22 protein-coding genes are annotated in these 23,674 nt (G+C 68.0%); 21 read left to right on the top strand and 1 reads right to left on the bottom strand.

Annotated elements, in window-relative coordinates; translation table 11 throughout:
• Positions 1-3 precede the first annotated feature (3 nt).
• The 21 genes from thrC (at position 4) to ACIPC1_RS07245 (ending at position 21,719) form a co-directional block, all read left to right on the top strand.
• On the top strand, positions 4-1,062 hold the full coding sequence (gene thrC / locus ACIPC1_RS07345) for a threonine synthase (RefSeq protein WP_402514115.1): 1,059 nt from the start codon (positions 4-6) through the stop codon (positions 1,060-1,062).
• 413 nt (positions 1,063-1,475) lie between these two features.
• Positions 1,476-2,405: a homoserine kinase gene (gene thrB / locus ACIPC1_RS07340; protein ID WP_402514113.1), complete on the top strand. Its 930-nt coding sequence runs from the start codon at positions 1,476-1,478 to the stop codon at positions 2,403-2,405.
• A 388-nt stretch (positions 2,406-2,793) separates the two neighbouring features.
• Positions 2,794-4,857, top strand: coding sequence for a transcription termination factor Rho (gene rho, locus ACIPC1_RS07335; protein WP_402514111.1), 2,064 nt, complete (start codon positions 2,794-2,796; stop codon positions 4,855-4,857).
• A gap of 358 nt (positions 4,858-5,215) precedes the next feature.
• Entirely contained in the window at positions 5,216-6,355 is a 1,140-nt protein-coding gene (locus tag ACIPC1_RS07330; protein WP_402514109.1) for an LCP family protein, read from the top strand.
• Between the two features lie 149 nt (positions 6,356-6,504).
• The gene (rpmE, locus tag ACIPC1_RS07325) at positions 6,505-6,726 is read left to right on the top strand and encodes a 50S ribosomal protein L31 (RefSeq protein WP_365441023.1); all 222 of its coding nucleotides are present in this window, start codon (positions 6,505-6,507) and stop codon (positions 6,724-6,726) included.
• A 134-nt stretch (positions 6,727-6,860) separates the two neighbouring features.
• Complete coding sequence (prfA, locus tag ACIPC1_RS07320; protein WP_384382721.1) at positions 6,861-7,937, top strand: peptide chain release factor 1; 1,077 nt, start codon at positions 6,861-6,863, stop codon at positions 7,935-7,937.
• 45 nt (positions 7,938-7,982) lie between these two features.
• A complete protein-coding gene (gene prmC / locus ACIPC1_RS07315; RefSeq protein ID WP_384382720.1) occupies positions 7,983-8,828 on the top strand; it encodes a peptide chain release factor N(5)-glutamine methyltransferase in 846 nt (281 codons plus the stop codon).
• A gap of 53 nt (positions 8,829-8,881) precedes the next feature.
• Complete coding sequence (locus ACIPC1_RS07310) at positions 8,882-9,529, top strand: L-threonylcarbamoyladenylate synthase (RefSeq protein ID WP_402514107.1); 648 nt, start codon at positions 8,882-8,884, stop codon at positions 9,527-9,529.
• Positions 9,526-10,191, top strand: coding sequence for a protein-tyrosine-phosphatase (locus tag ACIPC1_RS07305; protein WP_365441015.1), 666 nt, complete (start codon positions 9,526-9,528; stop codon positions 10,189-10,191). The genes ACIPC1_RS07310 and ACIPC1_RS07305 overlap by 4 nt, the downstream gene beginning before the upstream one ends.
• Before the next feature lie 110 nt (positions 10,192-10,301).
• Positions 10,302-11,540 (top strand): serine hydroxymethyltransferase, encoded by a 1,239-nt coding sequence (gene glyA / locus ACIPC1_RS07300; protein ID WP_402514104.1) that lies wholly within the window; start codon positions 10,302-10,304, stop codon positions 11,538-11,540.
• A gap of 129 nt (positions 11,541-11,669) precedes the next feature.
• The gene (locus ACIPC1_RS07295; protein WP_402514103.1) at positions 11,670-13,034 is read left to right on the top strand and encodes an MraY family glycosyltransferase; all 1,365 of its coding nucleotides are present in this window, start codon (positions 11,670-11,672) and stop codon (positions 13,032-13,034) included.
• A 297-nt stretch (positions 13,035-13,331) separates the two neighbouring features.
• Positions 13,332-13,769, top strand: a complete 438-nt coding sequence (locus tag ACIPC1_RS07290; RefSeq protein WP_402514100.1) for a hypothetical protein — start codon at positions 13,332-13,334, stop codon at positions 13,767-13,769.
• Between the two features lie 225 nt (positions 13,770-13,994).
• Positions 13,995-14,807, top strand: coding sequence for a F0F1 ATP synthase subunit A (atpB, locus tag ACIPC1_RS07285; protein WP_402514098.1), 813 nt, complete (start codon positions 13,995-13,997; stop codon positions 14,805-14,807).
• A 79-nt stretch (positions 14,808-14,886) separates the two neighbouring features.
• On the top strand, positions 14,887-15,117 hold the full coding sequence (gene atpE, locus ACIPC1_RS07280; RefSeq protein ID WP_384382714.1) for an ATP synthase F0 subunit C: 231 nt from the start codon (positions 14,887-14,889) through the stop codon (positions 15,115-15,117).
• Positions 15,118-15,159: 42 nt separating this feature from the next.
• Positions 15,160-15,705, top strand: coding sequence for a F0F1 ATP synthase subunit B (locus ACIPC1_RS07275; RefSeq protein WP_402514095.1), 546 nt, complete (start codon positions 15,160-15,162; stop codon positions 15,703-15,705).
• Entirely contained in the window at positions 15,702-16,523 is an 822-nt protein-coding gene (locus ACIPC1_RS07270; protein ID WP_402514093.1) for a F0F1 ATP synthase subunit delta, read from the top strand. The genes ACIPC1_RS07275 and ACIPC1_RS07270 overlap by 4 nt, the downstream gene beginning before the upstream one ends.
• 130 nt (positions 16,524-16,653) lie before the next feature.
• Positions 16,654-18,246, top strand: coding sequence for a F0F1 ATP synthase subunit alpha (gene atpA, locus ACIPC1_RS07265; protein WP_402514092.1), 1,593 nt, complete (start codon positions 16,654-16,656; stop codon positions 18,244-18,246).
• Between the two features lie 20 nt (positions 18,247-18,266).
• The gene (locus ACIPC1_RS07260) at positions 18,267-19,181 is read left to right on the top strand and encodes a F0F1 ATP synthase subunit gamma (RefSeq protein ID WP_402514090.1); all 915 of its coding nucleotides are present in this window, start codon (positions 18,267-18,269) and stop codon (positions 19,179-19,181) included.
• Positions 19,181-20,617: a F0F1 ATP synthase subunit beta gene (gene atpD, locus ACIPC1_RS07255; RefSeq protein ID WP_402514088.1), complete on the top strand. Its 1,437-nt coding sequence runs from the start codon at positions 19,181-19,183 to the stop codon at positions 20,615-20,617. Before ACIPC1_RS07260 ends, atpD begins: the two co-directional genes overlap by 1 nt.
• 142 nt (positions 20,618-20,759) lie before the next feature.
• The gene (locus ACIPC1_RS07250; RefSeq protein ID WP_384382708.1) at positions 20,760-21,134 is read left to right on the top strand and encodes a F0F1 ATP synthase subunit epsilon; all 375 of its coding nucleotides are present in this window, start codon (positions 20,760-20,762) and stop codon (positions 21,132-21,134) included.
• 138 nt (positions 21,135-21,272) lie between these two features.
• Entirely contained in the window at positions 21,273-21,719 is a 447-nt protein-coding gene (locus tag ACIPC1_RS07245) for a DUF2550 domain-containing protein (protein ID WP_384382707.1), read from the top strand.
• A gap of 18 nt (positions 21,720-21,737) precedes the next feature.
• On the opposite strand, the gene ACIPC1_RS07240 is transcribed toward ACIPC1_RS07245, so the two are convergent.
• Entirely contained in the window at positions 21,738-23,582 is a 1,845-nt protein-coding gene (locus ACIPC1_RS07240) for a glycosyl hydrolase family 18 protein (RefSeq protein ID WP_402514086.1), read from the bottom strand.
• Positions 23,583-23,674: the final 92 nt, after the last annotated feature.

The raw sequence follows: 23,674 nt of genomic DNA, 5'->3' as shown, positions 1-23,674 counted from the left end.
GCAATGACCCACCAGTGGCGCGGAATCATCGAGGAGTACCGGGACCGGCTGCCGGTATCCGGCAGCACGCCGGTCGTGACGCTTCGGGAGGGCGGCACGCCGCTCGTGCCCGCGCAGGTGCTCTCCGAGCGCACCGGGTGCGAGGTCCACCTGAAGGTGGAGGGCGCCAACCCGACCGGGTCCTTCAAGGACCGCGGTATGACCATGGCCATCTCGAAGGCCAAGGAGGAGGGCGCGAAGGCCGTCATCTGCGCCTCCACCGGCAATACGTCCGCGAGCGCCGCCGCCTACGCCGTACGCGCCGGGATGGTCTGTGCCGTGCTCGTGCCGCAGGGCAAGATCGCGATCGGCAAGATGGGCCAGGCCCTCGTGCACGGCGCGAAGATCCTCCAGGTCGACGGCAACTTCGACGACTGCCTCACCCTCGCGCGGTCGCTCTCCGAGAACTACCCGGTGGCGCTGGTCAATTCGGTCAACCCGGTGCGCATCGAGGGCCAGAAGACCGCCGCGTTCGAGATCGTGGACATGCTCGGCGACGCGCCCGACATCCACGTCCTCCCGGTGGGCAACGCGGGCAACATCACCGCGTACTGGAAGGGGTACAAGGAGTACGCCGCCGACGGCATCGCCGGGCAGACCCCGCGCATGTGGGGTTTCCAGGCCTCCGGTTCCGCCCCGATCGTGCGCGGCGAGGTCGTCAAGGACCCGTCGACCATCGCCACCGCGATCCGTATCGGCAACCCGGCGTCCTGGCAGTTCGCGCTGGCCGCCCGGGACGAGTCGGGTGGGTTCATCGACGAGGTGACGGACCGTGAGATCCTGCGCGCCTACCGCCTGTTGGCCGCGCAGGAGGGCGTTTTCGTCGAGCCCGCGTCCGCCGCGTCCGTCGCCGGTCTGCTGAAGGCCGCCGAGCAGGGCAAGGTCGACCCGGGCCAGACGATCGTCTGCACGGTCACCGGAAACGGGCTCAAGGATCCGGACTGGGCCGTCGCCGGCGCTCCGCAGCCGGTGACCGTCCCGGTGGACGCCGTCGCGGCCGCCGAGAAGCTCGGTCTCGCATAACACCTCGCATAACACCTCGCGTAAACGGAGAACACCCCGAAGGACACCCGACGGGGGGTGCACGGGGGGCTTACGACACGCATCGTGCGCCTCCCGTGCGCCCTATGTCGCCACAGAACCTGTCTTCGATAGGCTGTACTGAACCCGCCCGCCGCATATGCCGCGGTGCCGCCCTCGTTGTGGCCTTCGGGTGTTGACGTACACGTCAGGTTCGTAGCGCAAACCGTCCCACCATCCGTATCGTCGGCCCGTTCCACCTCCGTACCGTCAGTCGCTCCACCGTCGTATCGCAAGTCGCCCCACGTTCGTCTCGCACGTTTTCGAGAATCTCGTACGTCAGGCAGTTCAAGGTCTCGCACATCACGCAGTTCAAGGTCTCGTACATCACGCAGCTCAAGGAGAGTCATCGAGCGATGGCCGGTCCAGCCTTCCGCGCCGCCGCCGTCCGGGTGCGCGTCCCCGCCACCAGCGCCAATCTCGGGCCGGGCTTCGACGCCTTCGGCCTGTCACTGGGGCTGTACGACGACGTGGTCGTCCGGGTGGCGGACGCCGGGCTGCACATCGACATCGCGGGTGAGGGCAGCGAGACGCTGCCGCGCGACGAGGGTCATCTCCTCGTACGTTCCCTGCGCACCGCCTTCGATCTGCTGGGCGGACAACCGCGCGGCCTTGAGATCGTCTGCGCCAACCGCATTCCGCACGGCCGGGGCCTCGGTTCCTCGTCGGCCGCCATCTGCGCCGGCATCGTCGCCGCACGGGCGGTGACCATAGGCGGGGACACGAAACTCGACGACACGGCCCTGCTTGAGCTCGCCACCGAGATCGAGGGGCACCCCGACAACGTCGCGGCCTGTCTGCTCGGCGGATTCACGCTCTCCTGGATGGAGACGGGCGCGGCGCGGGCGATCAGGATGGAACCCGCCGATTCCATCGTTCCGGTGGTTTTCGTACCGGGAAAGCCGGTTCTCACCGAGACCGCGCGCGGTCTGCTTCCGCGCACGGTGCCGCATGTCGACGCCGCGACAAACGCGGGCCGCGCGGCCCTGCTCGTCGAGGCCCTCACCCGGCGTCCCGACCTGCTGTTGCCCGCCACCGAGGACCGCTTGCACCAGGAGTACCGCGCCCCGGCCATGCCCGAGAGCATCGCGCTGGTGGAGCGGCTGCGGGCCGACGGCATCCCCGCGGTGATCTCCGGCGCGGGCCCCACGGTGCTGGCCCTGGCTGACGGGGCGTCGGCCGACAAAATCGCCGACCTCGCAGGTCAGGGGTGGGCTGCCAATCGTCTGGACCTCGATGCCACGGGAGCGAGCGTGTTGCCGCTCGCACCCTCCGGTGTCCATTAGAAGCGCGCGGTTACCGGATTTCGAGAGGGGGAATGTTTGTTGGATCCGGTAGTGTTAATCTCAAGTCTGCACCCGACCTCACCATGGCGAGGTGCTTCACGTCCCCGTTCGGGACACCCATTCTTCCGGGAGCCTCCCAAACTGCTTTGTGCCATGCATTGGGTGCTACGTGCTGAGCAGTGTTGAGCACGCTCCGGAACCGGCGTGACCGAGCCGATGACACCGCAATTCAGTGCCACGGCTCCGGAATCGTCATCACCAGTTATTTCTTCCGCCGCGTTGGCGGACCACCGCCCCGGCACGGTCCGTACCAAAAGGACCAAATCCGGACAGCAAAACCGGTCGCCGTGCCAGACAGGCCGACGTCCGCTCCAGGGAAGGACCCTTCGTGAGCGACACCACCGATCTGATGGGCGCACGTGTCGAGGAGACCGTTGCCACGCCCGCCACGGACGCCTCAGCGGCGCCTGCCTCCGGTGCAGGCTCCCGGCGGCGCCGCGGTACCGGCCTTGACGGCATGGTGCTGGCCGAGCTTCAGCAGGTCGCGTCCGGCCTCGGTATCAGGGGCACCGCGCGGATGCGCAAGAGCCAGCTGATCGAGGTCATCAAGGAGGCGCAGGCCGGAGGAGGCAGCGCGTCGGCGAAGGCCGAGGCCACCGCCGAGACCAAGCCGAAGCGCCGCGCCACCTCGAAGGCCCGTACGGGCGTTGACGCCGTCGCGGCCGAGGTGAAGGCCGAGCAGCCCGCCGCCGAAAAGGCCGTGGCCCAGCAGCAGATCGACATTCCCGGCCAGCCCGCCGGTGGCCCCTCCCGAGCGAGCGAGGCCGAGGACGCACCCGTGGGCGAGCGCCGTCGCCGCCGCGCCGTCGCCGAGGCCGGCAGCCCCGAGACGGTCACCGCCGAGGCGACGAGCGAGCCGAAGACGGAGACCCTGGTCGAGGCCAAGGCCGACGCGGGTGACGGCGACGGCCGACAGGGCCGCCGTGACCGTCGTGACCGCGACCGTGGTGGCCGTGACCGCGACCGCCGGGCCGGCAAGACCGACGAGCAGCAGGGCCAGGGTGGTCAGGCTCAGAGTGGCCAGGGACAGAGCGGCGGCCAGCAGCGCCAGGACCGTCAGGACCGGCAGCAGCAGAGCCAGGGCGGCCGCCAGGACCGGCAGCAGCGTGACAACGGCCCGCAGCGTGACAACGGCCCCCAGGACGACGACGAGTTCGGCGATGGCCGGCGCGGTCGTCGCGGCCGTTACCGGGACCGTCGTGGCCGTCGTGGCCGCGAGGACTTCGGCCCGAACGAGCCGCAGGTCGCCGACGACGACGTCCTGATCCCGGTCGCGGGAATCCTCGACATCCTCGACAACTACGCGTTCATCCGTACGTCCGGCTACCTGCCGGGTCCGAACGACGTGTACGTCTCCCTCGCCCAGGTCCGCAAGAACGGTCTGCGCAAGGGCGACCACGTCACGGGCGCGGTCCGCCAGCCCAAGGACGGCGAGCGCCGCGAGAAGTTCAACGCGCTGGTCCGCCTCGACTCCGCGAACGGCATGGCCGCCGAATCGGGCCGTGGCCGCCCGGAGTTCAACAAGCTGACGCCCCTTTACCCGCAGGACCGGCTCCGTCTGGAGACCGACCCGGGCGTGCTGACGACCCGCATCATCGACCTCGTCGCGCCGATCGGTAAGGGCCAGCGTGGTCTGATCGTGGCCCCGCCGAAGACCGGCAAGACCATGATCCTTCAGGCGGTCGCCAACGCGATCACCGTCAACAACCCCGAGTGCCACCTGATGGTCGTCCTGGTCGACGAGCGTCCGGAAGAGGTCACGGACATGCAGCGGTCGGTGAAGGGCGAGGTCATCTCCTCGACCTTCGACCGCCCGGCCGAGGACCACACCACGGTCGCCGAGCTCGCCATCGAGCGGGCCAAGCGTCTGGTGGAGCTGGGTCACGACGTCGTCGTCCTGCTCGACTCGATCACGCGTCTGGGCCGTGCGTACAACCTCGCCGCCCCCGCCTCCGGCCGCATCCTGTCCGGTGGTGTCGACTCGACCGCGCTGTACCCGCCGAAGCGCTTCTTCGGTGCCGCGCGCAACATCGAGGACGGCGGCTCGCTGACCATCCTGGCCACCGCGCTCGTCGACACCGGCTCGCGCATGGACGAGGTGATCTTCGAGGAGTTCAAGGGCACCGGCAACATGGAGCTCAAGCTCGACCGGAAGCTCGCCGACAAGCGCATCTTCCCGGCGGTCGACGTCGACCCGTCGGGCACGCGTAAGGAAGAGATCCTCCTCAACCCGGAGGAGCTCGCCATCGTCTGGAAGCTGCGCCGGGTGCTGCACGCGCTCGACTCGCAGCAGGCCATCGAACTCCTGCTGGACAAGATGAAGCAGACGAAGTCCAACGCCGAGTTCCTGATGCAGATCGCGAAGACGACGCCGGGCAACGGCAACGACTGATCCGAACCCTGCGGAACCCGAGGGCCGCCCCCGTCACTCCGGTGACGGGGGCGGCCCTGTGCGTGGCGCCGGCCGACAGGCGATCAGCGAGATCTTTGCCACAGGAGCCGGGATCGGTGCCGATTTCGAACGGCACGGCTAATTCGGCTGAAATCGCAGGTGAGCGGGGGTTTCCATGGACTCCCCGGTGACTCGCTGTGCCTGTATGTCCACAACTTGGGCACAGAGCGTCGTGCAACCCTTGCCCGAGTTTCCCCGTCTGACCGTACGGAGTGACCATGGAGGTGCATGTGTCACGACGAACGGGCCTGAGCCTGAAAGCAGGGGGTAACCGACCCGAACAAGGACTGAGGAGCACATGCCTGCCGAGAGCAAGCCGGAACCCGGCATATCCGGGGAGTCCGGCACCAGCGCCCCGCGCCACCGCGCGAAGGGCCGCCGCCGCAAGGCCCGCAGCAAGCGCCGCAAGGGCCTGCTGATCACGGCCTGGGTCGCGGCGGGCATCGTTGTGCTGGGCGGCACCGGCGCCGGATACCTGTACTTCAAGCTCAACGGCAACATCAAGAGCGTCGACATCAACCAGGTCCTTGGCACGGACCGGCCGGAGAAGGTCGACAACGGCTCCGAGAACATCCTGGTCCTGGGCTCCGACACCCGCTCCGGCTCCAACGTGAAGCTGGGCGGCGGCACCGACGACGGCAGCGCCCGCTCGGACACCGCGATGGTCGTGCACGTGAACGAGGGCCACAAGTCGGCCAGTGTGGTCTCCATACCCCGCGACACCCTCGTCGAGCGCCCCTCCTGCACCGACGCCAACGGAGTCACGCACGACGCGGCCTCCGACGTCATGTTCAACTCCGCGTACTCCACCGGGGGCGCCGCCTGCGCCGTGAAGACCGTCGAGTCCATGAGCGGGATCCGCATGGACCACTACATCGAGGTCGACTTCAGCGGCTTCCAGAAGCTCATCGACGACCTGGGCGGCGTGAAGATCACCACCACCCAGGACATCAACGACCCCGACAGCCACCTGAACCTCACGGCCGGCACCCACACCCTCGACGGCGAGCAGGCGCTCGGCCTGGTCCGCACCCGGCACGGCGTCGGTGACGGCTCCGACCTCGGCCGGATCCAGCTCCAGCAGGCGTTCATCAAGGCCCTGATGAACCAGGTCAAGAGCATCGGCCTGCTGACCAGCCCGACCAAGCTGCTCGAACTCGCCGACACCGCCACCAGCGCCATCACCACCGACTCCGACCTGAAGTCCGTCAACGACCTGGTGTCCTTCGCGGGCGGCCTCAAGGGCATCAGCTCCTCGAAGATGACCATGGTGACGATGCCGGTCCAGTACGACAGCGCGAACGCCAACCGCGTGATCATCGACGAGGCCAAGGACAAGCTGGTCTGGGACGCCCTGAAGAACGACCAGGTGATCCCGAAGTCCGCCACCGAGGGCACCGCCACGGGCAGCGCGAAGGACGTCGTCAGCGCCGGCTGAGCTGCACCGGGAAGCTCCCGGGAATAGATCATGGCGCCCCCCGGTTTTGGGGGATGCGGCCAGTCCTGGCAGACTGGTACGTCGGCTCCGGTTCACGCACCCGCAATCCGCGGCGGCGACCCGGCGCCCTCCCGAAACTAGGAGACACCTTGAAGCGCGACATCCACCCCGAGTACGTCGAGACGCAGGTCAGCTGCACCTGTGGCGCGTCGTTCACCACCCGTAGCACGATCTCCAGCGGCACCGTCCGTGCCGAGGTCTGCTCCGAGTGCCACCCGTTCTACACGGGCAAGCAGAAGATCCTCGACACCGGTGGCCGCGTGGCCCGCTTCGAGGCCCGCTTCGGCAAGGCTGCCGCTGCCACGAAGTAGCGACCTCACAGCGCCGGTCTCCGGCGCCCCTGCACGGGGGCGTCGGGACCGGCGCTTTGCGGTGCAGCCCCCATTCGTTTTATCTACGTCCCCGAGCCCGTCATGGAGCCGGGGGCAGCCCATTGGAGCCGGAGATGTTCGAGGCGGTCGAGGAACTGATCGGCGAGCACGCCGATCTGGAGACGAAGCTCGCTGACCCGTCGGTGCACGCCGACCAGGCCAACGCGCGCAAGCTCAACAAGCGCTACGCGGAGCTGACCCCGATCGTCGCGACGTACCGCTCCTGGAAGCAGACCGGGGACGACATCGAGACGGCGAAGGAGTTCGTGGCCGACGACCCGGACTTCGCCGCCGAGGTCAAGGAGCTGGAGAAGCAGCGCGAGGAGCTGACGGAGAAGCTCCGGCTGCTGCTGGTCCCGCGCGACCCCAACGACGACAAGGACGTCATCCTCGAGGTCAAGGCGGGCGCGGGCGGCGACGAGTCGGCCCTCTTCGCAGGCGACCTGCTGCGCATGTACCTGCGCTACGCCGAGCGCGTCGGCTGGAAGACCGAGATCATCGACGCCACCGAGTCCGAACTCGGCGGCTACAAGGACGTCCAGGTCGCCGTGAAGACCAAGGGCGGCCAGGGTGCGACCGAGCCGGGCCAGGGCGTCTGGGCGCGGCTGAAGTACGAGGGCGGGGTGCACCGCGTACAGCGCGTGCCGTCGACCGAGTCGCAGGGCCGCATCCACACCTCCGCCGCCGGTGTGCTGGTCACGCCCGAGGCCGAGGAAGTCGACGTCGAGATCCACGCCAACGACCTGCGCATCGACGTCTACCGTTCCTCGGGTCCCGGCGGCCAGTCCGTCAACACCACCGACTCCGCCGTACGCATCACGCACATTCCCACCGGAGTCGTCGCTTCCTGTCAGAACGAGAAGAGCCAGCTGCAGAACAAGGAGCAGGCGATGCGTATCCTGCGCTCCAGGCTCCTCGCGGCGGCCCAGGAGGAAGCGGAACGGGAGGCCGCGGACGCCCGCCGCAGCCAGGTCCGCACCGTCGACCGCTCCGAGAAGATCCGTACGTACAACTTCCCGGAGAATCGCATCTCGGACCACCGGGTCGGCTTCAAGGCGTACAACTTGGATCAGGTCCTCGACGGCGACCTGGACGCGATGATCCAGGCCTGCGTCGACGCGGACTCGGCCGCGAAGCTCGCCGCCGCGTAAGAGTTCCACCCACCTCATGACAACAGCTCAGCCCGGAGGACCAGCGTGAACCTGCTGCTCGCGGAAGTGGCCCAGGCCACCCAGCGGCTGGCCGACGCCGGCGTGCCCTCGCCGCGTAATGACGCGGAGGAGCTCGCCGCCTTCGTGCACGGCGTGAAGCGGGGCGAGCTGCACACCGTCAAGGACACCGACTTCGACGCCCGCTACTGGGAGGTGACCGCGCGCCGCGAGGCGCGCGAGCCGCTCCAGCACATCACCGGACGCGCCTACTTCCGGTACCTGGAACTCCAGGTCGGGCCAGGGGTGTTCGTGCCGCGTCCGGAGACCGAGTCCGTCGTCGGCTGGGCCATAGACGCCGTACGCGCCATGGATGTCGTGGAGCCGCTGATCGTCGACCTGTGCACGGGCTCCGGCGCCATCGCGCTCGCCCTCGCGCAGGAGGTCCCGCGCTCCCGTGTGCACGCCGTGGAGCTGTCCGAGGACGCCCTCCAGTGGACCCGCAAGAACGTCGCGGGCTCCAGGGTCGACTTGCGCCAGGGAGACGCTCTGGAGGCCTTTCCCGACCTCGACGGCCATGTCGACCTGGTCGTCTCCAACCCGCCGTACATCCCGCTCACGGAATGGGAGTACGTCCAGCCGGAGGCCCGGGACTACGATCCCGAACTCGCCCTGTTCTCGGGGGAGGACGGCCTCGACCTGATCCGCGGCATCGAGCGCACCGCGCACCGTCTGCTGCGGCCCGGCGGCGTCGTCGTCATCGAGCACGCCGACACCCAGGGCGGGCAGGTGCCGTGGATCTTCACCGAGGAGCGGGGCTGGGCCGACGCGGCCGACCACCCGGACCTCAACAACCGGCCGCGGTTCGCGACCGCCCGCAAGGCGATGCCGTGAGCACGCGCATCGAGTTCCCCAGGCAGAGTCACGTGTACGAGGAGGACCGCTAAATGGCACGGCGATACGACACCAACGACGCGACCGACCGCACCACCGGTCTGCGTGAAGCCGCGTCCGCCGTCCGCCGTGGCGAGCTGGTCGTCCTCCCGACCGACACGGTGTACGGCATCGGCGCCGACGCGTTCTCCTCCGAGGCCGTCGCCGATCTCCTCGACGCCAAGGGCCGGGGCCGCAACATGCCCACCCCCGTCCTCATCGGCTCCCCGAACACCCTGCACGGCCTGGTCACGGACTTCTCCGAGATGGCCTGGGAGCTGGTCGACGCGTTCTGGCCGGGCGCGCTCACCCTCGTCGCCAAGCACCAGCCGTCCCTCCAGTGGGACCTGGGGGACACCCGCGGCACCGTCGCCGTGCGCATGCCGCTGCACCCCGTAGCCATCGAACTGCTCACCGAGGTCGGCCCGATGGCGGTCTCCTCCGCCAACCTCACGGGTCACCCCTCGCCGGAGGACTGTGACGCCGCGCAGGAGATGCTCGGCGACTCCGTCTCCGTCTACCTGGACGGCGGCCCGACCCCCGGCATCGTCCCCTCCTCGATCGTCGACGTGACCGGCAAGGTGCCCGTGCTGCTGCGCGAGGGGGCACTGTCGGCCGAGGAGCTCCGGAAGGTCGTACCCGACCTCGAGGTGGCGAATTGACAGCCCCTGACGCGGGGCGTGGCATAGGCACGGGGATCACGGGGGCCAACGGTTCTCCCAGGGGGTCCTTCCGCATCCTCCACGTCAGCACCGGGAACGTGTGCCGCTCGCCGATCACCGAGCGGCTGACCCGCCATGCCCTCGCGGACCGGCTCGGCGACCCCCTGTGGGGCGGTCTCATCGTGGAGAGCGCGGGCACCTGGGGGCACGAAGGCGCGCCCATGGAGACCAACGCCGCCACGGTCCTCACCGACTACGGCGCGGACCCCTCCGGCTTCGTGGGCCGCGAACTCCTCGACGACCACGTCATCCGCGCCGACCTGGTCCTCACCGCCACCCGCGACCACCGCGCCCAGGTCATCTCCATGGGCCACTCGGCGGGCCTGCGCACCTTCACCCTCAAGGAGTTCACCCGACTCGTACGGGCCATAGATCCCGCCACGCTCCCACCCCTGGAGGAGGGAGTGATCGAGCGCGCCCGCGCCCTGGTACGGGCCGCGGCGGCGCTGCGCGGCTGGCTCCTGGCCCCCACCGCGGAGGCGGACGAGGTCTTCGACCCCTACGGCGCCCCACTGCCGTTCTTCCGGTCCATCGGGGACGAGATCAACGAGGCGCTGGATCCGGTGGTGACGGCGCTCACGGGGGTACGTGCCCGTACGTAGGCCCCTGTCGGAGGCCCGATGCGCCCGGCGGACTGCGACACCGGGCGGCCCATCGGTCCCGGTTCTACATTGGACGTAGCGCACCCCCACGCCGAGGTCCGGAGTCCACCATGCCGGTCACACACACCCTGGAAGCGGATGTTCTGCGTCGGCAGGACCCGGAGCTCGCCGAGATCCTGCTCGGCGAGCTGGCGCGGCAGTCGACGACCTTGCAGCTGATCGCGGCCGAGAACTTCACCTCGCCCGCCGTGCTGGCCGCGCTCGGGTCGCCGCTGGCCAACAAGTACGCCGAGGGATATCCGGGCGCCCGCCACCACGGCGGCTGCGAGATCGTGGACGTCGCCGAGCGGGTCGCGGTGGACCGCGCGAAGGCCCTCTTCGGCGCCGAGCACGCCAACGTGCAGTCCCACTCGGGGAGTTCGGCGGTCCTCGCCGCGTACGCCGCCCTGCTGCGCCCCGGTGACACCGTTCTGGCGATGGGGCTGCCCTTCGGCGGCCACCTCACGCACGGGTCGCCCGCGAACTTCTCCGGCAGGTGGTTCGACTTCGTCGGCTACGGCGTCGAGGCGGACACCGGCCTCATCGACTACGAACAGGTCCGCGCGCTGGCCCGTACGCACCGCCCCAAGGCCATCGTCTGCGGGTCCATCTCCTATCCCCGGCACATCGACTACGCGCTGTTCCGGGAGATCGCCGACGAAGTGGGCGCCTATCTCATCGCCGACGCCGCCCACCCCATCGGGCTCGTCGCCGGGGGAGCGGCCCCCAATCCGGTGCCGTACGCCGATGTGGTCTGCGCCACCACCCACAAGGTGCTCCGCGGCCCCCGCGGCGGCATGATCCTGTGCGGCGGCGAGCTGGCCGAGCGCGTCGACCGGGCGGTGTTCCCGTTCACCCAGGGTGGCGCCCAGATGCACACGATCGCCGCCAAGGCCGTCGCGTTCGGCGAGGCGGCGACCCCGGCCTTCACGGCGTACGCCCATCAGGTCGTCGCCAACGCCCGGGTGCTCGCCGGGGCGCTGGACGCGCAAGGGCTCGCGATCACCACCGGTGGCACCGACACCCACCTGCTCACCGTCGACACCGCGCCCCTCGGCGTCGACGGGCGCATCGCCCGAGGACGTCTCGCCGCCGCCGGGATGGTCCTCGACACCTGCGCGCTGCCGCACGGGGACGCGCGGGGGCTGCGGCTGGGTACGGCGGCGCTGACCACGCAGGGGATGGGGGAGGCGGAGATGGCGCGGGTGGCCGTACTCTTCGCGAGTGTGCTGCGGGGCGAAGCGGACGCGAAGCCGGTTCGTGAAGAAGTCAGGGAGCTGACCAGCAGATTTCCGCCGTATCCCGGCTGATGCGGGGTAGACGGAACCTCGTGCACAGCCACTCGTGCAACCATCGTCGCTACCCGGAAGTCCCCAACCGTATGCATGCATCGCTAAGGTGTGGGGCTCAGATGGCCAGCGAGACCTGTGGGGAAGCCCGTGCGTGAATACCTGCTGACGCTCTGCGTGACGGCCGCGGTGACGTATCTGCTGACAGGGCCGGTGCGGAAGTTCGCGATCGTGGCCGGAGCCATGCCGGAGATCCGTGCGCGTGACGTGCACCGAGAACCGACCCCGCGGCTCGGCGGCATCGCGATGTTCTTCGGGCTGTGCGCGGGCCTGCTGGTCGCGGACCACCTGGAGAACCTCAGCGACGTCTTCGCGAACTCCAATGAGCCGCGCGCCCTGCTCTCCGGCGCGGCGGTGATCTGGCTGATCGGTGTCCTGGACGACAAGTTCGAGATCGACGCCCTGATCAAGCTGGGCGCCCAGATGATCGCGGCCGGTGTGATGGTCGTGCAGGGTCTGACGATCCTGTGGCTGCCCATCCCGGGCGTCGGCCTGGTGGCGCTCACCTCGTGGCAGGGCACCCTGCTCACCGTCGCCCTGGTCGTCATCACCATCAACGCGGTGAACTTCGTGGACGGCCTGGACGGTCTGGCTGCCGGAGTGGTGTGCATCGCGTCCGCCGCGTTCTTCCTGTACGCCTACCGCATCTGGTACAGCTACGGAATCGAGGCCGCCGCCCCGGCCACCCTCTTCGCGGCGATCCTGATGGGCATGTGCCTGGGCTTCCTGCCGCACAACATGCACCCCGCGCGGATCTTCATGGGCGACTCCGGGTCGATGCTCATCGGGCTCGTGCTGGCCGGCGGCGCCATCTCCATCACCGGGCAGATCGACCCCGACGTGATGAACCTGTTCTCCGGTTCCGAGCGGAACACCGTGCACCAGACGGTGCCCGTCTTCATCCCGCTGCTGCTGCCGCTGACGATCATCGCGATCCCGGCCGCCGACCTGGTCCTCGCCATCGTGCGGCGCACCTGGCGCGGACAGTCCCCGTTCGCCGCGGACCGCGGGCACCTGCACCACCGCCTCCTGGAGGTCGGGCACTCACACAGCCGCGCGGTCATGATCATGTACTTCTGGTCGGCGCTGATCTCCTTCGGTGCCCTCGCGTACTCGGTCAACTCCGGCGCCATGTGGATCGTGCTCGGGATCATGGGGCTCAGCGCGGTCGGTCTCGTCCTGCTCCTGCTGCCGCGCTTCACGCCGCGTACCCCGCGTTGGGCCGAGAGCTTCGTGCCGCCGCGTTATCGCCGTAGCAGGGTCGTAGCCGCCTCGCCCGAGGCAGCGGAGGCCGTGCCGGCCGGTGCCTTCGAGGCAGGGGTTTTCGCCGAGGAGGACGGGGCGCCGGAGGACCGCACTCCGGTTGCTGCCGGAGTCTCAGGAGTCAACGGGGCGACGGCAATTGGCGCTCGTTCGCGCTTCCTGGATCGGCGTAAAGCCGGGTCGTCGCGCTGACGCGAAGGTAAGAATCTTGCAAGAGGTTCGCGCCCCCGCGCGTCGGCAAACTGCCCCAATACCAGACAAGTTGGCCAGCAAATTGCACAGACGCGCACCTTCACTCTCATGTGTGACAGCGAGCACACCAACCAGGTAAAGACCTCATCAAATAGTTTGTGATACGGTTCACGAGAACCCGGGGCGGAGCCGAAGGACCTGAGAGAGATGGTCCCTTGGCGTGAGGTTCTCTCTCAGCCCGGGATTACGCTCGTCCATGACGACACCCTGCCCCCCTTAACAAGCGGAGTTGCCGCCATGCCGTCCAATGACGCCCGGATTCTCCTTCAGGCCGCTGTGCCCACAGCTGTCGTCGGCGCGATTGCCGCCGTCGTCAGTGGTGTGGTCGCCGGTGGCAAGGGAGCAGTCGGGGCGGTCATCGCGACGCTGGTTGTGATCCTCTTCATGGGTATCGGGCTCTACGTTCTGCAGCGCACTGCCAAATCGCTTCCGCACTTGTTCCAGGCGATGGGTCTGATGCTCTACACGGCACAGATTCTTCTGCTGTTCATCTTTGTCGCCGCGTTCAAGAACACGACGTTGTTCAACCCCAAAGCTTTCGCGATCACGCTCGTCGCCACCACGCTCGCGTGGATCGGTGCACAGGCGCGTGCCCAAATGAAGGCCAAGATCCTCTATGTCGAACCCGAGTCTTCGAAGGGCGACAAGCCCGAAAAGACAGGGCACTCGTCGTGAGGGGTAGGGCCGGGATAAGTGCGCCTAGCAGACCCTGCTATCGTCCGGTGCCAACTGCGGCATCGCGGGCGCGGGCATCTGAGCTGACGCCTGCTCAAACGCGAGGCTTGATGCCCCACAGCCGCCCCCACATCCGTAACACCAGTCCAGTGCCGAACCGCGGCTGCGCGCCGCGCCGACACAACGAGGTTGCCGTACCTATGCGCCACGCTGAAGGAGCCCGCGGTGAGTGCTGACCCCCAGATGCTCGCCTTCGACGCAAGCTGTCACATCTTCACCGGTTGCGGCTTTCCGGCGCCGGGTCTCCATACGTTCGTGTACGAGCCCATCTTCACCGTGGCCGGCTTCGAGTTCACGAAGCCGATGCTGCTGGCGCTCCTGGGTTGCTTTGTGGTCATCGGGTTCTTCTGGGCCGCGTTCAACAAGCCCAAGCTGATTCCCGGCAAGATTCAGATGGTTGGCGAGGCAGGCTACGACTTCGTACGCCGTGGCATCGTCTACGAGATCATCGGCAAGAAGGACGGCGAGAAGTATGTGCCGCTCATGGTCTCGCTGTTCTTCTTCGTGTGGATGATGAACATCTGGTCGATCATCCCGCTCGCCCAGTTCCCGGTCACGTCGCTGATTGCCTTCCCAGCCGGTCTGGCCCTGATCGTGTACGTCCTCTGGGTCAGCCTCACCTTCAAGAAGCACGGCTTCGTCGGTGGCTGGAAGAACATCACGGGTTACGACAAGTCGCTCGGCCCGATCCTGCCGCTCATCGTCGTCCTCGAGTTCTTCTCGAACCTGATCATCCGGCCCTTCACACACGCGGTGCGACTGTTCGCGAACATGTTCGCCGGCCACCTGCTGATCGTGATGTTCTCGCTGGCCTCCTGGTACCTGCTGAACGGCATCGGCGTCGTTTACGCCGCCACCTCGTTCGTGATGGTCATCGTGATGACCGCCTTCGAGCTCTTCATCCAGGCCGTTCAGGCGTACGTCTTCGTGCTCCTGGCCGCCAGCTACGTCCAGGGTGCGCTCGCCAAGCACCACTGAGCCCCACCTGCTATCTCCTCCCCCCAGACGCCCGGTGGCCAACCCCCACCGGGTCCTTGAAAGAGAAGGAAGAACCGGTATGTCCGAGACTCTCGCCGCTGTCACCGGCAACGTCGCCTCCATCGGTTACGGCCTTGCGGCCATCGGCCCCGGCGTCGGCGTCGGCATCATCTTCGGTAACGGCACCCAGGCTCTCGCCCGTCAGCCCGAAGCCGCCGCCCTGATCCGTACGAACCAGATCATGGGTTTCGCCTTCTGTGAGGCGCTCGCCCTGATCGGCATCGTCATGGGCTTCGTCTACCCGTCGTAAGACGGCCAGACAGCCCGTACCCCTTTCATGGAAGGCACTGATGTGAACGCTCTGTTCATTGCGGCGGCCGAGGAATCCCAGAATCCTCTGATCCCACATCTCGACGAGCTCGTCATCGGCCTGATCGCCTTCGTCATCGTCTTCGGCTTCCTCGCCAAGAAGCTTCTCCCGAACATCAACAAGGTTCTGGAGCAGCGTCGCGAGGCCATCGAGGGCGGTATCGAGAAGGCCGAGGCCGCTCAGACCGAGGCCCAGAGCGTGCTCGAGCAGTACAAGTCTCAGCTCGACGAGGCCCGTCACGAAGCCGCGCGGCTGCGCCAGGAGGCGCAGGAGCAGGGCGCCACGCTCATCGCCGAGATGCGTGCGGAAGGCCAGCGGCAGCGTGAGGACATCATCGCCGCCGGTCACACGCAGATCGAGGCGGACCGCAAGGCCGCGGCTCAGGCGCTGCGTCAGGACGTCGGCCAGCTGGCCACCGCCCTGGCCGGCAAGCTCGTGGGCGAGGCCCTTGAGGACAACGCTCGGCAGAGCCGCACCATCGACCGCTTCCTCGACGAGCTCGAGGAGAAGGCCGAGGCGGCTCGATGACAGCGCACGGAGCGAGCCGCGAGGCAACCGCTGCCGCACGTGAGCGTCTCGACGCGCTGACGGACAACACGTCCGTGGACGCGGCGCAGCTCGCGGACGAGCTGGCCGCGGTCACCGCGCTGCTGCACCGCGAGGTGTCACTGCGTCGGGTCCTGACCGACCCGGCACAGCCCGGAGAGGCGAAGGCCGAACTGGCCGGGCGCCTGTTCGGCAGCCAGGTCAGCGGGTCGACCGCCGATCTGGTGGCCGGTCTGGTGCGCTCGCGCTGGTCGCAGTCGCGCGACCTCGTGGACGCCCTCGAAGAGCTGGCAAGCCTCGCCGACCTCACCTCGGCACAGCAGGCCGGCAGGCTCGACAACGTCGAGGACGAGCTGTTCCGGTTCGGACGGATCGTCTCTTCGAACACCGGGCTGCGCGCCGCGCTGACCGACCGCGCCGCGACGACCGCGGCCAAGAGCGAGCTGCTGCGCAGCCTGCTCGGCGGCCGGGCGGACGCGACGACCGAGCGTCTGGTGACGCGCCTTGTGACCGCGCCTCGTGGACGTAGCCTGGAAGCGGGACTCGAGTCCCTGTCCAGGCTCGCCGCCGAGCGTCGCGAGCGCATGGTCGCCGTCGTCACCTCCGCGGTTCCGCTGAGCGACGGACAGAAGCAGCGCCTCGGCGCCGCTCTGGCGAAGCTCTACGGCCGTCAGATGCACCTCAACCTCGACGTGGACCCCGAGGTCCTCGGCGGAATCCAGGTGCAGGTCGGCGACGAGATCATCAACGGCTCCATCGCGGACCGTCTCGCGGACGCCAGCCGCCGTATGGCCGGCTAGCCCCAACTTCATACGCAGTACGTACCTACGGCCCTCGTTGGGCCGTGCAGAGGATTCACCTCTTTACCGGGGGGAGTCCCCATCCCCCCAAGTGAAACTTCGGGCCCAACAAGGAGAGCAGGGAACCCAGATGGCGGAGCTCACGATCCGGCCGGAGGAGATCCGGGACGCGCTGGAGAACTTTGTCCAGTCGTACAAGCCGGACGCGGCCTCGCGCGAGGAGGTCGGTACGGTCACCGTCGCCGGCGACGGAATTGCCAAGATCGAGGGTCTTCCCTCGGCGATGGCCAACGAACTTCTGAAGTTCGAGGACGGAACCCTCGGCCTCGCGCTGAACCTGGAAGAGCGCGAGATCGGTGCGGTCGTCCTCGGCGAGTTCAGCGGTATCGAGGAGGGCCAGCCGGTGCACCGCACCGGTGAGGTGCTGTCCGTCGCCGTGGGCGAGGGTTACCTCGGCCGCGTCGTCGACCCGCTCGGCAACCCGATCGACGGCCTCGGCGAGATCGAGACCACCGGACGCCGCGCCCTTGAGCTGCAGGCTCCGGGCGTCATGATCCGCAAGTCGGTGCACGAGCCGATGGAGACGGGCTACAAGGCCGTCGACGCGATGACCCCGATCGGCCGTGGCCAGCGTCAGCTGATCATCGGTGACCGTCAGACCGGCAAGACCGCGCTGGCCGTCGACACGATCATCAACCAGCGCGACAACTGGCGCTCGGGCGACACCAAGAAGCAGGTCCGCTGCATCTACGTCGCCATCGGTCAGAAGGGTTCGACCATCGCCTCCGTGCGTGGCGCCCTCGAAGAGGCCGGCGCGCTGGAGTACACGACCATCGTCGCCGCCCCGGCGTCCGACCCGGCCGGCTTCAAGTACCTTGCGCCGTACACCGGTTCGGCCATCGGCCAGCAGTGGATGTACGAGGGCAAGCACGTCCTCATCATCTTCGACGACCTCTCGAAGCAGGCCGACGCCTACCGCGCCGTGTCCCTGCTGCTCCGCCGTCCGCCGGGGCGCGAGGCCTACCCCGGTGACGTCTTCTACCTGCACTCCCGTCTGCTGGAGCGCTGCGCGAAGCTCTCCGACGCCCTGGGTGCCGGTTCGATGACGGGTCTGCCGATCGTCGAGACCAAGGCGAACGACGTGTCGGCGTTCATCCCGACCAACGTCATCTCCATCACCGACGGCCAGTGCTTCCTGGAGTCCGACCTGTTCAACGCCGGCCAGCGTCCGGCCCTGAACGTCGGTATCTCGGTCTCCCGCGTCGGTGGCTCCGCCCAGCACAAGGCGATGCGCCAGGTGTCCGGCCGGCTCCGTCTCGACCTCGCCCAGTACCGCGAGCTGGAGGCCTTCGCCGCCTTCGGTTCCGACCTGGACGCCGCGTCGAAGTCGCAGCTGGAGCGCGGTCAGCGACTGGTCGAGCTGCTGAAGCAGCCGCAGTACCAGCCGATGCCGACCGAGGACCAGGTCGTCTCCGTGTGGTCCGGTACCACCGGCAAGATGGACGAGGTACCGGTCTCCGACGTCCGCCGCTTCGAGAAGGAGCTCCTGGAGTACCTGCACCGCAAGGAGCAGGGCCTCATGACCTCCATCAAGGAGGGCGGCAAGATGTCGGACGACACCATCACCGCCATCGCCGACGCCGTCGCGGAGTTCAAGAAGCAGTTCGAGACCTCGGACGGCAAGCTTCTCGGCGAAGACGCTCCGGCCGCCGCGGCCAAGTGACGACGGAAGGGACCTGACTCATGGGAGCCCAGCTCCGGGTCTACAAGCGTCGTATCAAGTCCGTCACCGCGACCAAGAAGATCACCAAGGCGATGGAGATGATCGCCGCCTCGCGTGTCGTCAAGGCGCAGCGCAAGGTGGCGGCCTCCGCGCCGTACGCGACCGAGCTCATCCGCGCGGTCACGGCGGTGGGCACCGGCTCGAACACCAAGCACCCGCTGACCACGGAGGCGGAGACGGCGACCCGCTCCGCGGTGCTGCTCCTCACGAGCGACCGCGGACTGGCCGGCGCCTTCAACTCCAGCGCCATCAAGGCCGCCGAGAAGTTGACGGCGCGCCTTGAGGCGGAGGGCAAGGAGGTCGACACGTACATCGTCGGCCGCCGCGGACTGGCCCACTACAACTTCCGCGAGCGCAAGGTCGTGGAATCGTGGTCGGGCTTCACCGACGAGCCCACCTACGCGGACGCGAAGAAGGTCGCGGGTCCGCTGATCGAGGCCATCGAGAAGGAGACGGCGGAGGGCGGCGTGGACGAACTCCACATCGTCTACACCGAGTTCGTCTCGATGATGACGCAGAACGCGGTCGACAGCCGACTGCTGCCGCTGCGCCTCGAAGAGGTCGCGGAAGAGGCGCCCAAGGGCGAGATCCTTCCGCTGTACGAGTTCGAGCCGTCGGCCGAGGACGTCCTTGACGCCCTACTGCCGCGGTACGTCGAGAGCCGTATCTACAACGCGCTGCTCCAGTCGGCTGCCTCCAAGCACGCCGCCACGCGCCGCGCGATGAAGTCGGCGACCGACAACGCGGGAGACCTGATCACCACGCTCTCCCGTCTTGCCAACGCGGCCCGCCAGGCCGAAATCACCCAGGAAATCAGCGAGATCGTCGGTGGCTCCGCAGCCCTGGCCGACGCGACCGCGGGGAGTGACAAGTAATGACGACGACAGTTGAGACGGCCGTTGCCACGGGCCGCGTCGCCCGGGTCATCGGCCCGGTCGTCGACGTGGAATTCCCCGTCGACGCGATGCCGGAGATCTACAACGCCCTTCACGTCGAGGTGGCCGACCCGGCCAACGCCGGCGAGAAGAAGATCCTGACCCTGGAGGTCGCCCAGCACCTGGGTGACGGCCTGGTCCGCACCATCTCCATGCAGCCCACCGACGGTCTGGTCCGCCAGGCCGCGGTCACCGACACGGGCACGGGCATCTCCGTCCCGGTCGGCGACTTCACCAAGGGCAAGGTGTTCAACACCCTCGGCGAGGTGCTGAACTCCGACGAGAAGTACACGGGCGAGCGCTGGACCATCCACCGCAAGGCCCCGCGCTTCGACGAGCTCGAGTCGAAGACCGAGATGTTCGAGACCGGCGTCAAGGTCATCGACCTTCTCACCCCGTACGTCAAGGGTGGAAAGATCGGCCTGTTCGGCGGTGCCGGTGTCGGCAAGACGGTGCTCATCCAGGAGATGATCTACCGCGTCGCCAACAACCACGACGGTGTCTCCGTGTTCGCCGGTGTCGGTGAGCGCACCCGTGAGGGCAACGACCTCATCGAGGAGATGTCCGAGTCCGGCGTCATCGACAAGACGGCGCTTGTCTTCGGTCAGATGGACGAGCCCCCGGGCACCCGTCTCCGGGTGGCCCTTGCCGGTCTGACCATGGCGGAGTACTTCCGCGATGTGCAGAAGCAGGACGTGCTGTTCTTCATCGACAACATCTTCCGCTTCACGCAGGCCGGTTCCGAGGTCTCGACCCTGCTCGGCCGGATGCCCTCCGCGGTGGGCTACCAGCCGAACCTGGCCGACGAGATGGGTCTCCTCCAGGAGCGCATCACCTCGACCCGTGGTCACTCGATCACCTCGATGCAGGCGATCTACGTCCCCGCGGACGACCTGACCGACCCGGCCCCGGCCACCACCTTCGCCCACCTCGACGCGACGACGGTTCTCTCCCGTCCGATCTCCGAGAAGGGCATCTACCCGGCCGTGGACCCGCTGGACTCCACGTCCCGCATCCTGGACCCCCGCTACATCGCGGCGGACCACTACGCGGCCGCGATGCGCGTCAAGTCGGTCCTTCAGAAGTACAAGGACCTTCAGGACATCATCGCGATCCTCGGTATCGACGAGCTGGGCGAGGAGGACAAGCTCACCGTCCACCGCGCCCGTCGCGTGGAGCGCTTCCTGTCCCAGAACACCCACGTCGCCAAGCAGTTCACCGGCGTCGACGGTTCGGACGTTCCGCTGGAGGAGTCGATCACGGCCTTCAACGCGATCATCGACGGCGAGTACGACCACTTCCCGGAGCAGGCGTTCTTCCTCTGCGGTGGCATTGAGGACCTCAAGGCCAACGCCAAGGAGCTCGGCGTCTCCTGAACGGTCTCTTGACCGAGTACTGCTTCTTGGTGAGGGGGCGGGGCCGCACCTCGCGGGGTGCGTCCCGTCCCCTCATGTACGCCTACTAGACTTTGACCCAACACCCGGCGGCAAGGCCGGGTGGTGACCCGAGGAGCCCACCTTGGCTGCTGAGCTGCATGTCGAGCTCGTCGCCGCGGACCGCAGTGTCTGGTCCGGCGAGGCCACCCTGGTCGTCGCGCGTACCACGTCCGGCGACATCGGCGTCATGGCCGGTCACCAGCCGCTGCTCGGTGTGCTGGAGTCGGGCCCGGTGACCATTCGTACGAGTGAGGGTGGAACGGTCGTCGCCGCGGTGCACGGCGGTTTCATCTCGTTCGCGGACAACAAGCTTTCGCTGCTGGCGGAGGTCGCCGAGTTGTCGGACGAGATCGACGTCCAGCGCGCGGAGCGGGAGCTCGAGCGCGCGAAGGCGGACGGTGACGCTTCCGCCGAGCGTCGCGCGGACGTCCGTCTGCGAGCGGTGTCGACGAGCTGAAACCAGCGCGCGACAAGAAGTGACTCAGCCGCGGCCAGGACCGGAGCTTGCTCCGGACCGGGTCGCGGCTGAGGCGATGCGGGTGCTTTTTTCCGTTTCATTACCTGCTTTACCTAGGAGACGAGGAGGTCGGTGTCGATGGTCCTCGCTCTGACTGTGTGCGGGTTGGTAGTGGCGTTCGTAGTGATCGGCCTGTTCGTCTTCGGCCTGCGCCGCCGACTGATCCAGCGCTCCGGCGGAACCTTCGACTGCAGCCTGCGCTGGGACGTGCCCGAGAAACCCGACACCAACGGCAAGGGCTGGGGCTACGGCGTCGCCCGCTACAACAGCGACCGCATCGAGTGGTACCGCGTCTTCTCCTACGCCCCCCGCCCGCGCCGCGTCCTGGAACGCTCGGCGATCGAGGTGGCCGGACGCCGTGCCCCGGAGGGCGAGGAGGAGATGGCGCTGCTCTCGGACGCGATCATCCTCGCCTGTCTGCACAGGGGTACGCGTCTCGAACTGGCGATGAGCGAAGACGCGCTGACCGGGTTTCTCGCGTGGCTGGAAGCAGCCCCGCCCGGTCAGCGCGTCAATGTGGCCTGACTTTTCTACTTAACTTTCTTAGCCGAGACCGTTCTTGATGGCGCTCACGAGTTCACCGTTCGAGGTGTCACCGCTGAACTCCCAGAAGAACGCGCCACCCAGACCCTGGGAGTTGGCCCAGGCCATCTTGGTGGCGATGGTCGCCGGGGTGTCGTAGCTCCACCAGTTGTTGCCGCAGAACGCGTACGCCGTGCCGGCGATGGTGCCGGTGGACGGGCAGGTCGTCTTGAGGACCTTGTAGTCCTCGATGCCCGCCTCGTACGTGCCCGGTGCCGCGCCGGTCGCCGTGCCACCCGGAGTGGCCTGGGTGACTCCCGTCCAGCCGCGGCCGTAGAACCCGATGCCCAGCAGCAGCTTGTTGGAGGGCACGCCCTTCGACTTGAGCTTGGCGATCGCGTCGGCCGAGTTGAAGCCGGCCGTCGGGATGCCGGTGTACGAGGTCAGCGGGGAGTGCGGGGCGGTCGGGCCGGTGGGGTTGAAGGCGCCGAAGTAGTCGTACGTCATCACGTTGTACCAGTTGAGGTACTGGGCGGCGCCGCCGTAGTCGGCCGCGTCGATCTTGCCGCCGGAGGAGCCGTCGGCGGTGATGGCCGCGGTCACCAGGTAGCTGCTGCCGAACTCCGTGCGCAGCGCCGAGGTCAGCGTCTTGAAGGAGCTGAAGCCGGAGGTGTCGCAGGTCAGGCCGCAGGCGTTGGGGTACTCCCAGTCGATGTCGATGCCGTCGAAGACATCGGCCCAGCGCGGGTCCTCGACCAGGGCCTTGCAGGACTGGGCGAAGGCGGTGGGGTTGGCCGCGGCCTGGGCGAAGCCGCCCGAGTAGGTCCAGCCGCCGAACGACCACAGCACCTTGATGTTCGGGTACTTGGCCTTCAGCTCGCGCAGCTGGTTGAAGTTGCCGCGCAGCGCCTGGTCCCAGGTGTCGGCCACGCCGCTGACGGAGTCGGCGGCGGTGAACGCCTTGTCGGTGGCGGCGTAGGAGTCGCTCATCACGCACTGCCCGTTCGTGACGTTCCCGAACGAGTAGTTGATGTGCGTGATCTTCGAGGCGGAGCCGGAGGTGTCCAGGTTCTTGACCTGGTAGTTGCGGCCGTAGATGCCCCACTCGGTGAAGTAGCCGAGGTTGACCTTGCCGCCGGCCGGCGGGGTCGTGGTGCCGCCGGTGGTGGTCACGGAGACCGCGCCGCTCGCCGGACCGGTCTGGTCGGCGGTGTCACGGGCCTTGACCGTGTACGAGTAGGTGGTGCCGGCGGTCAGGCCGGTGTTCGCGTACGAGGTGCCGGTCACGGTCGCGACCGTGGCGCCGTCGCGCAGGACGTCGTAGTTCTTGATGCCCTTGTCGTCGGTGGCCGCGGACCAGGACAGGTTCACCGAGGTGTTGGTGATGGCTGACGCGGTCGGGGTGCCGGGCGCGGAGGGCAGCGCGTCGCCGGGGACCGGCGGCGGCGTGGTGCCGCCGTCACAGGTGCCGCCGTTGACGAGGCAGTTGGAGGGGGCGCCGGTGCCAGCTCCGTTGAAGCCGAAGGAGACGGAGGCGCCGGCCGCGAGGGTGCCGTTGTAGGACTTGTTCTTCGCGGTCCAGTGAGTGCCGGAGGACGTGACGTCGGCCTCCCAGGCCGAGGTCACGGACGTGCCGGCGGGGAAGTCCCACGCGACCGTCCACGAACTGATGCTCGTGGTCCCGGTGTTCTTGACGGTCCACTTGCCTTCGAAGCCGGTGCCCCAGTCCTGGGTCTTGGCGTACGTGGCGGTGGCACTGGTGGCTGCCTGGGCGGGGCTCGCGAGGCCGACCATGGCGGCGAACGGGAGCAGCAGGGTGGTGAGACCTGCCACGACCCTCTGTCTGGTTCGGTGTCTGAAGCGCATCCGCGGTCCTCCGGGGGATTTTGATGAGGTGCGCAGGACAATAGAAAGGTCTGGACCATAGGTCAATAGGTCCAGACCACTGAAGCGGATGC

Source organism: Streptomyces sp. NPDC087263, assembly GCF_044744645.1.
In the GTDB taxonomy this organism is placed as follows: domain Bacteria; phylum Actinomycetota; class Actinomycetes; order Streptomycetales; family Streptomycetaceae; genus Streptomyces.
The sequence above is the reverse complement of the archived record's forward strand: the minus strand, read 5'-3'. Positions and strand labels throughout refer to the sequence as shown.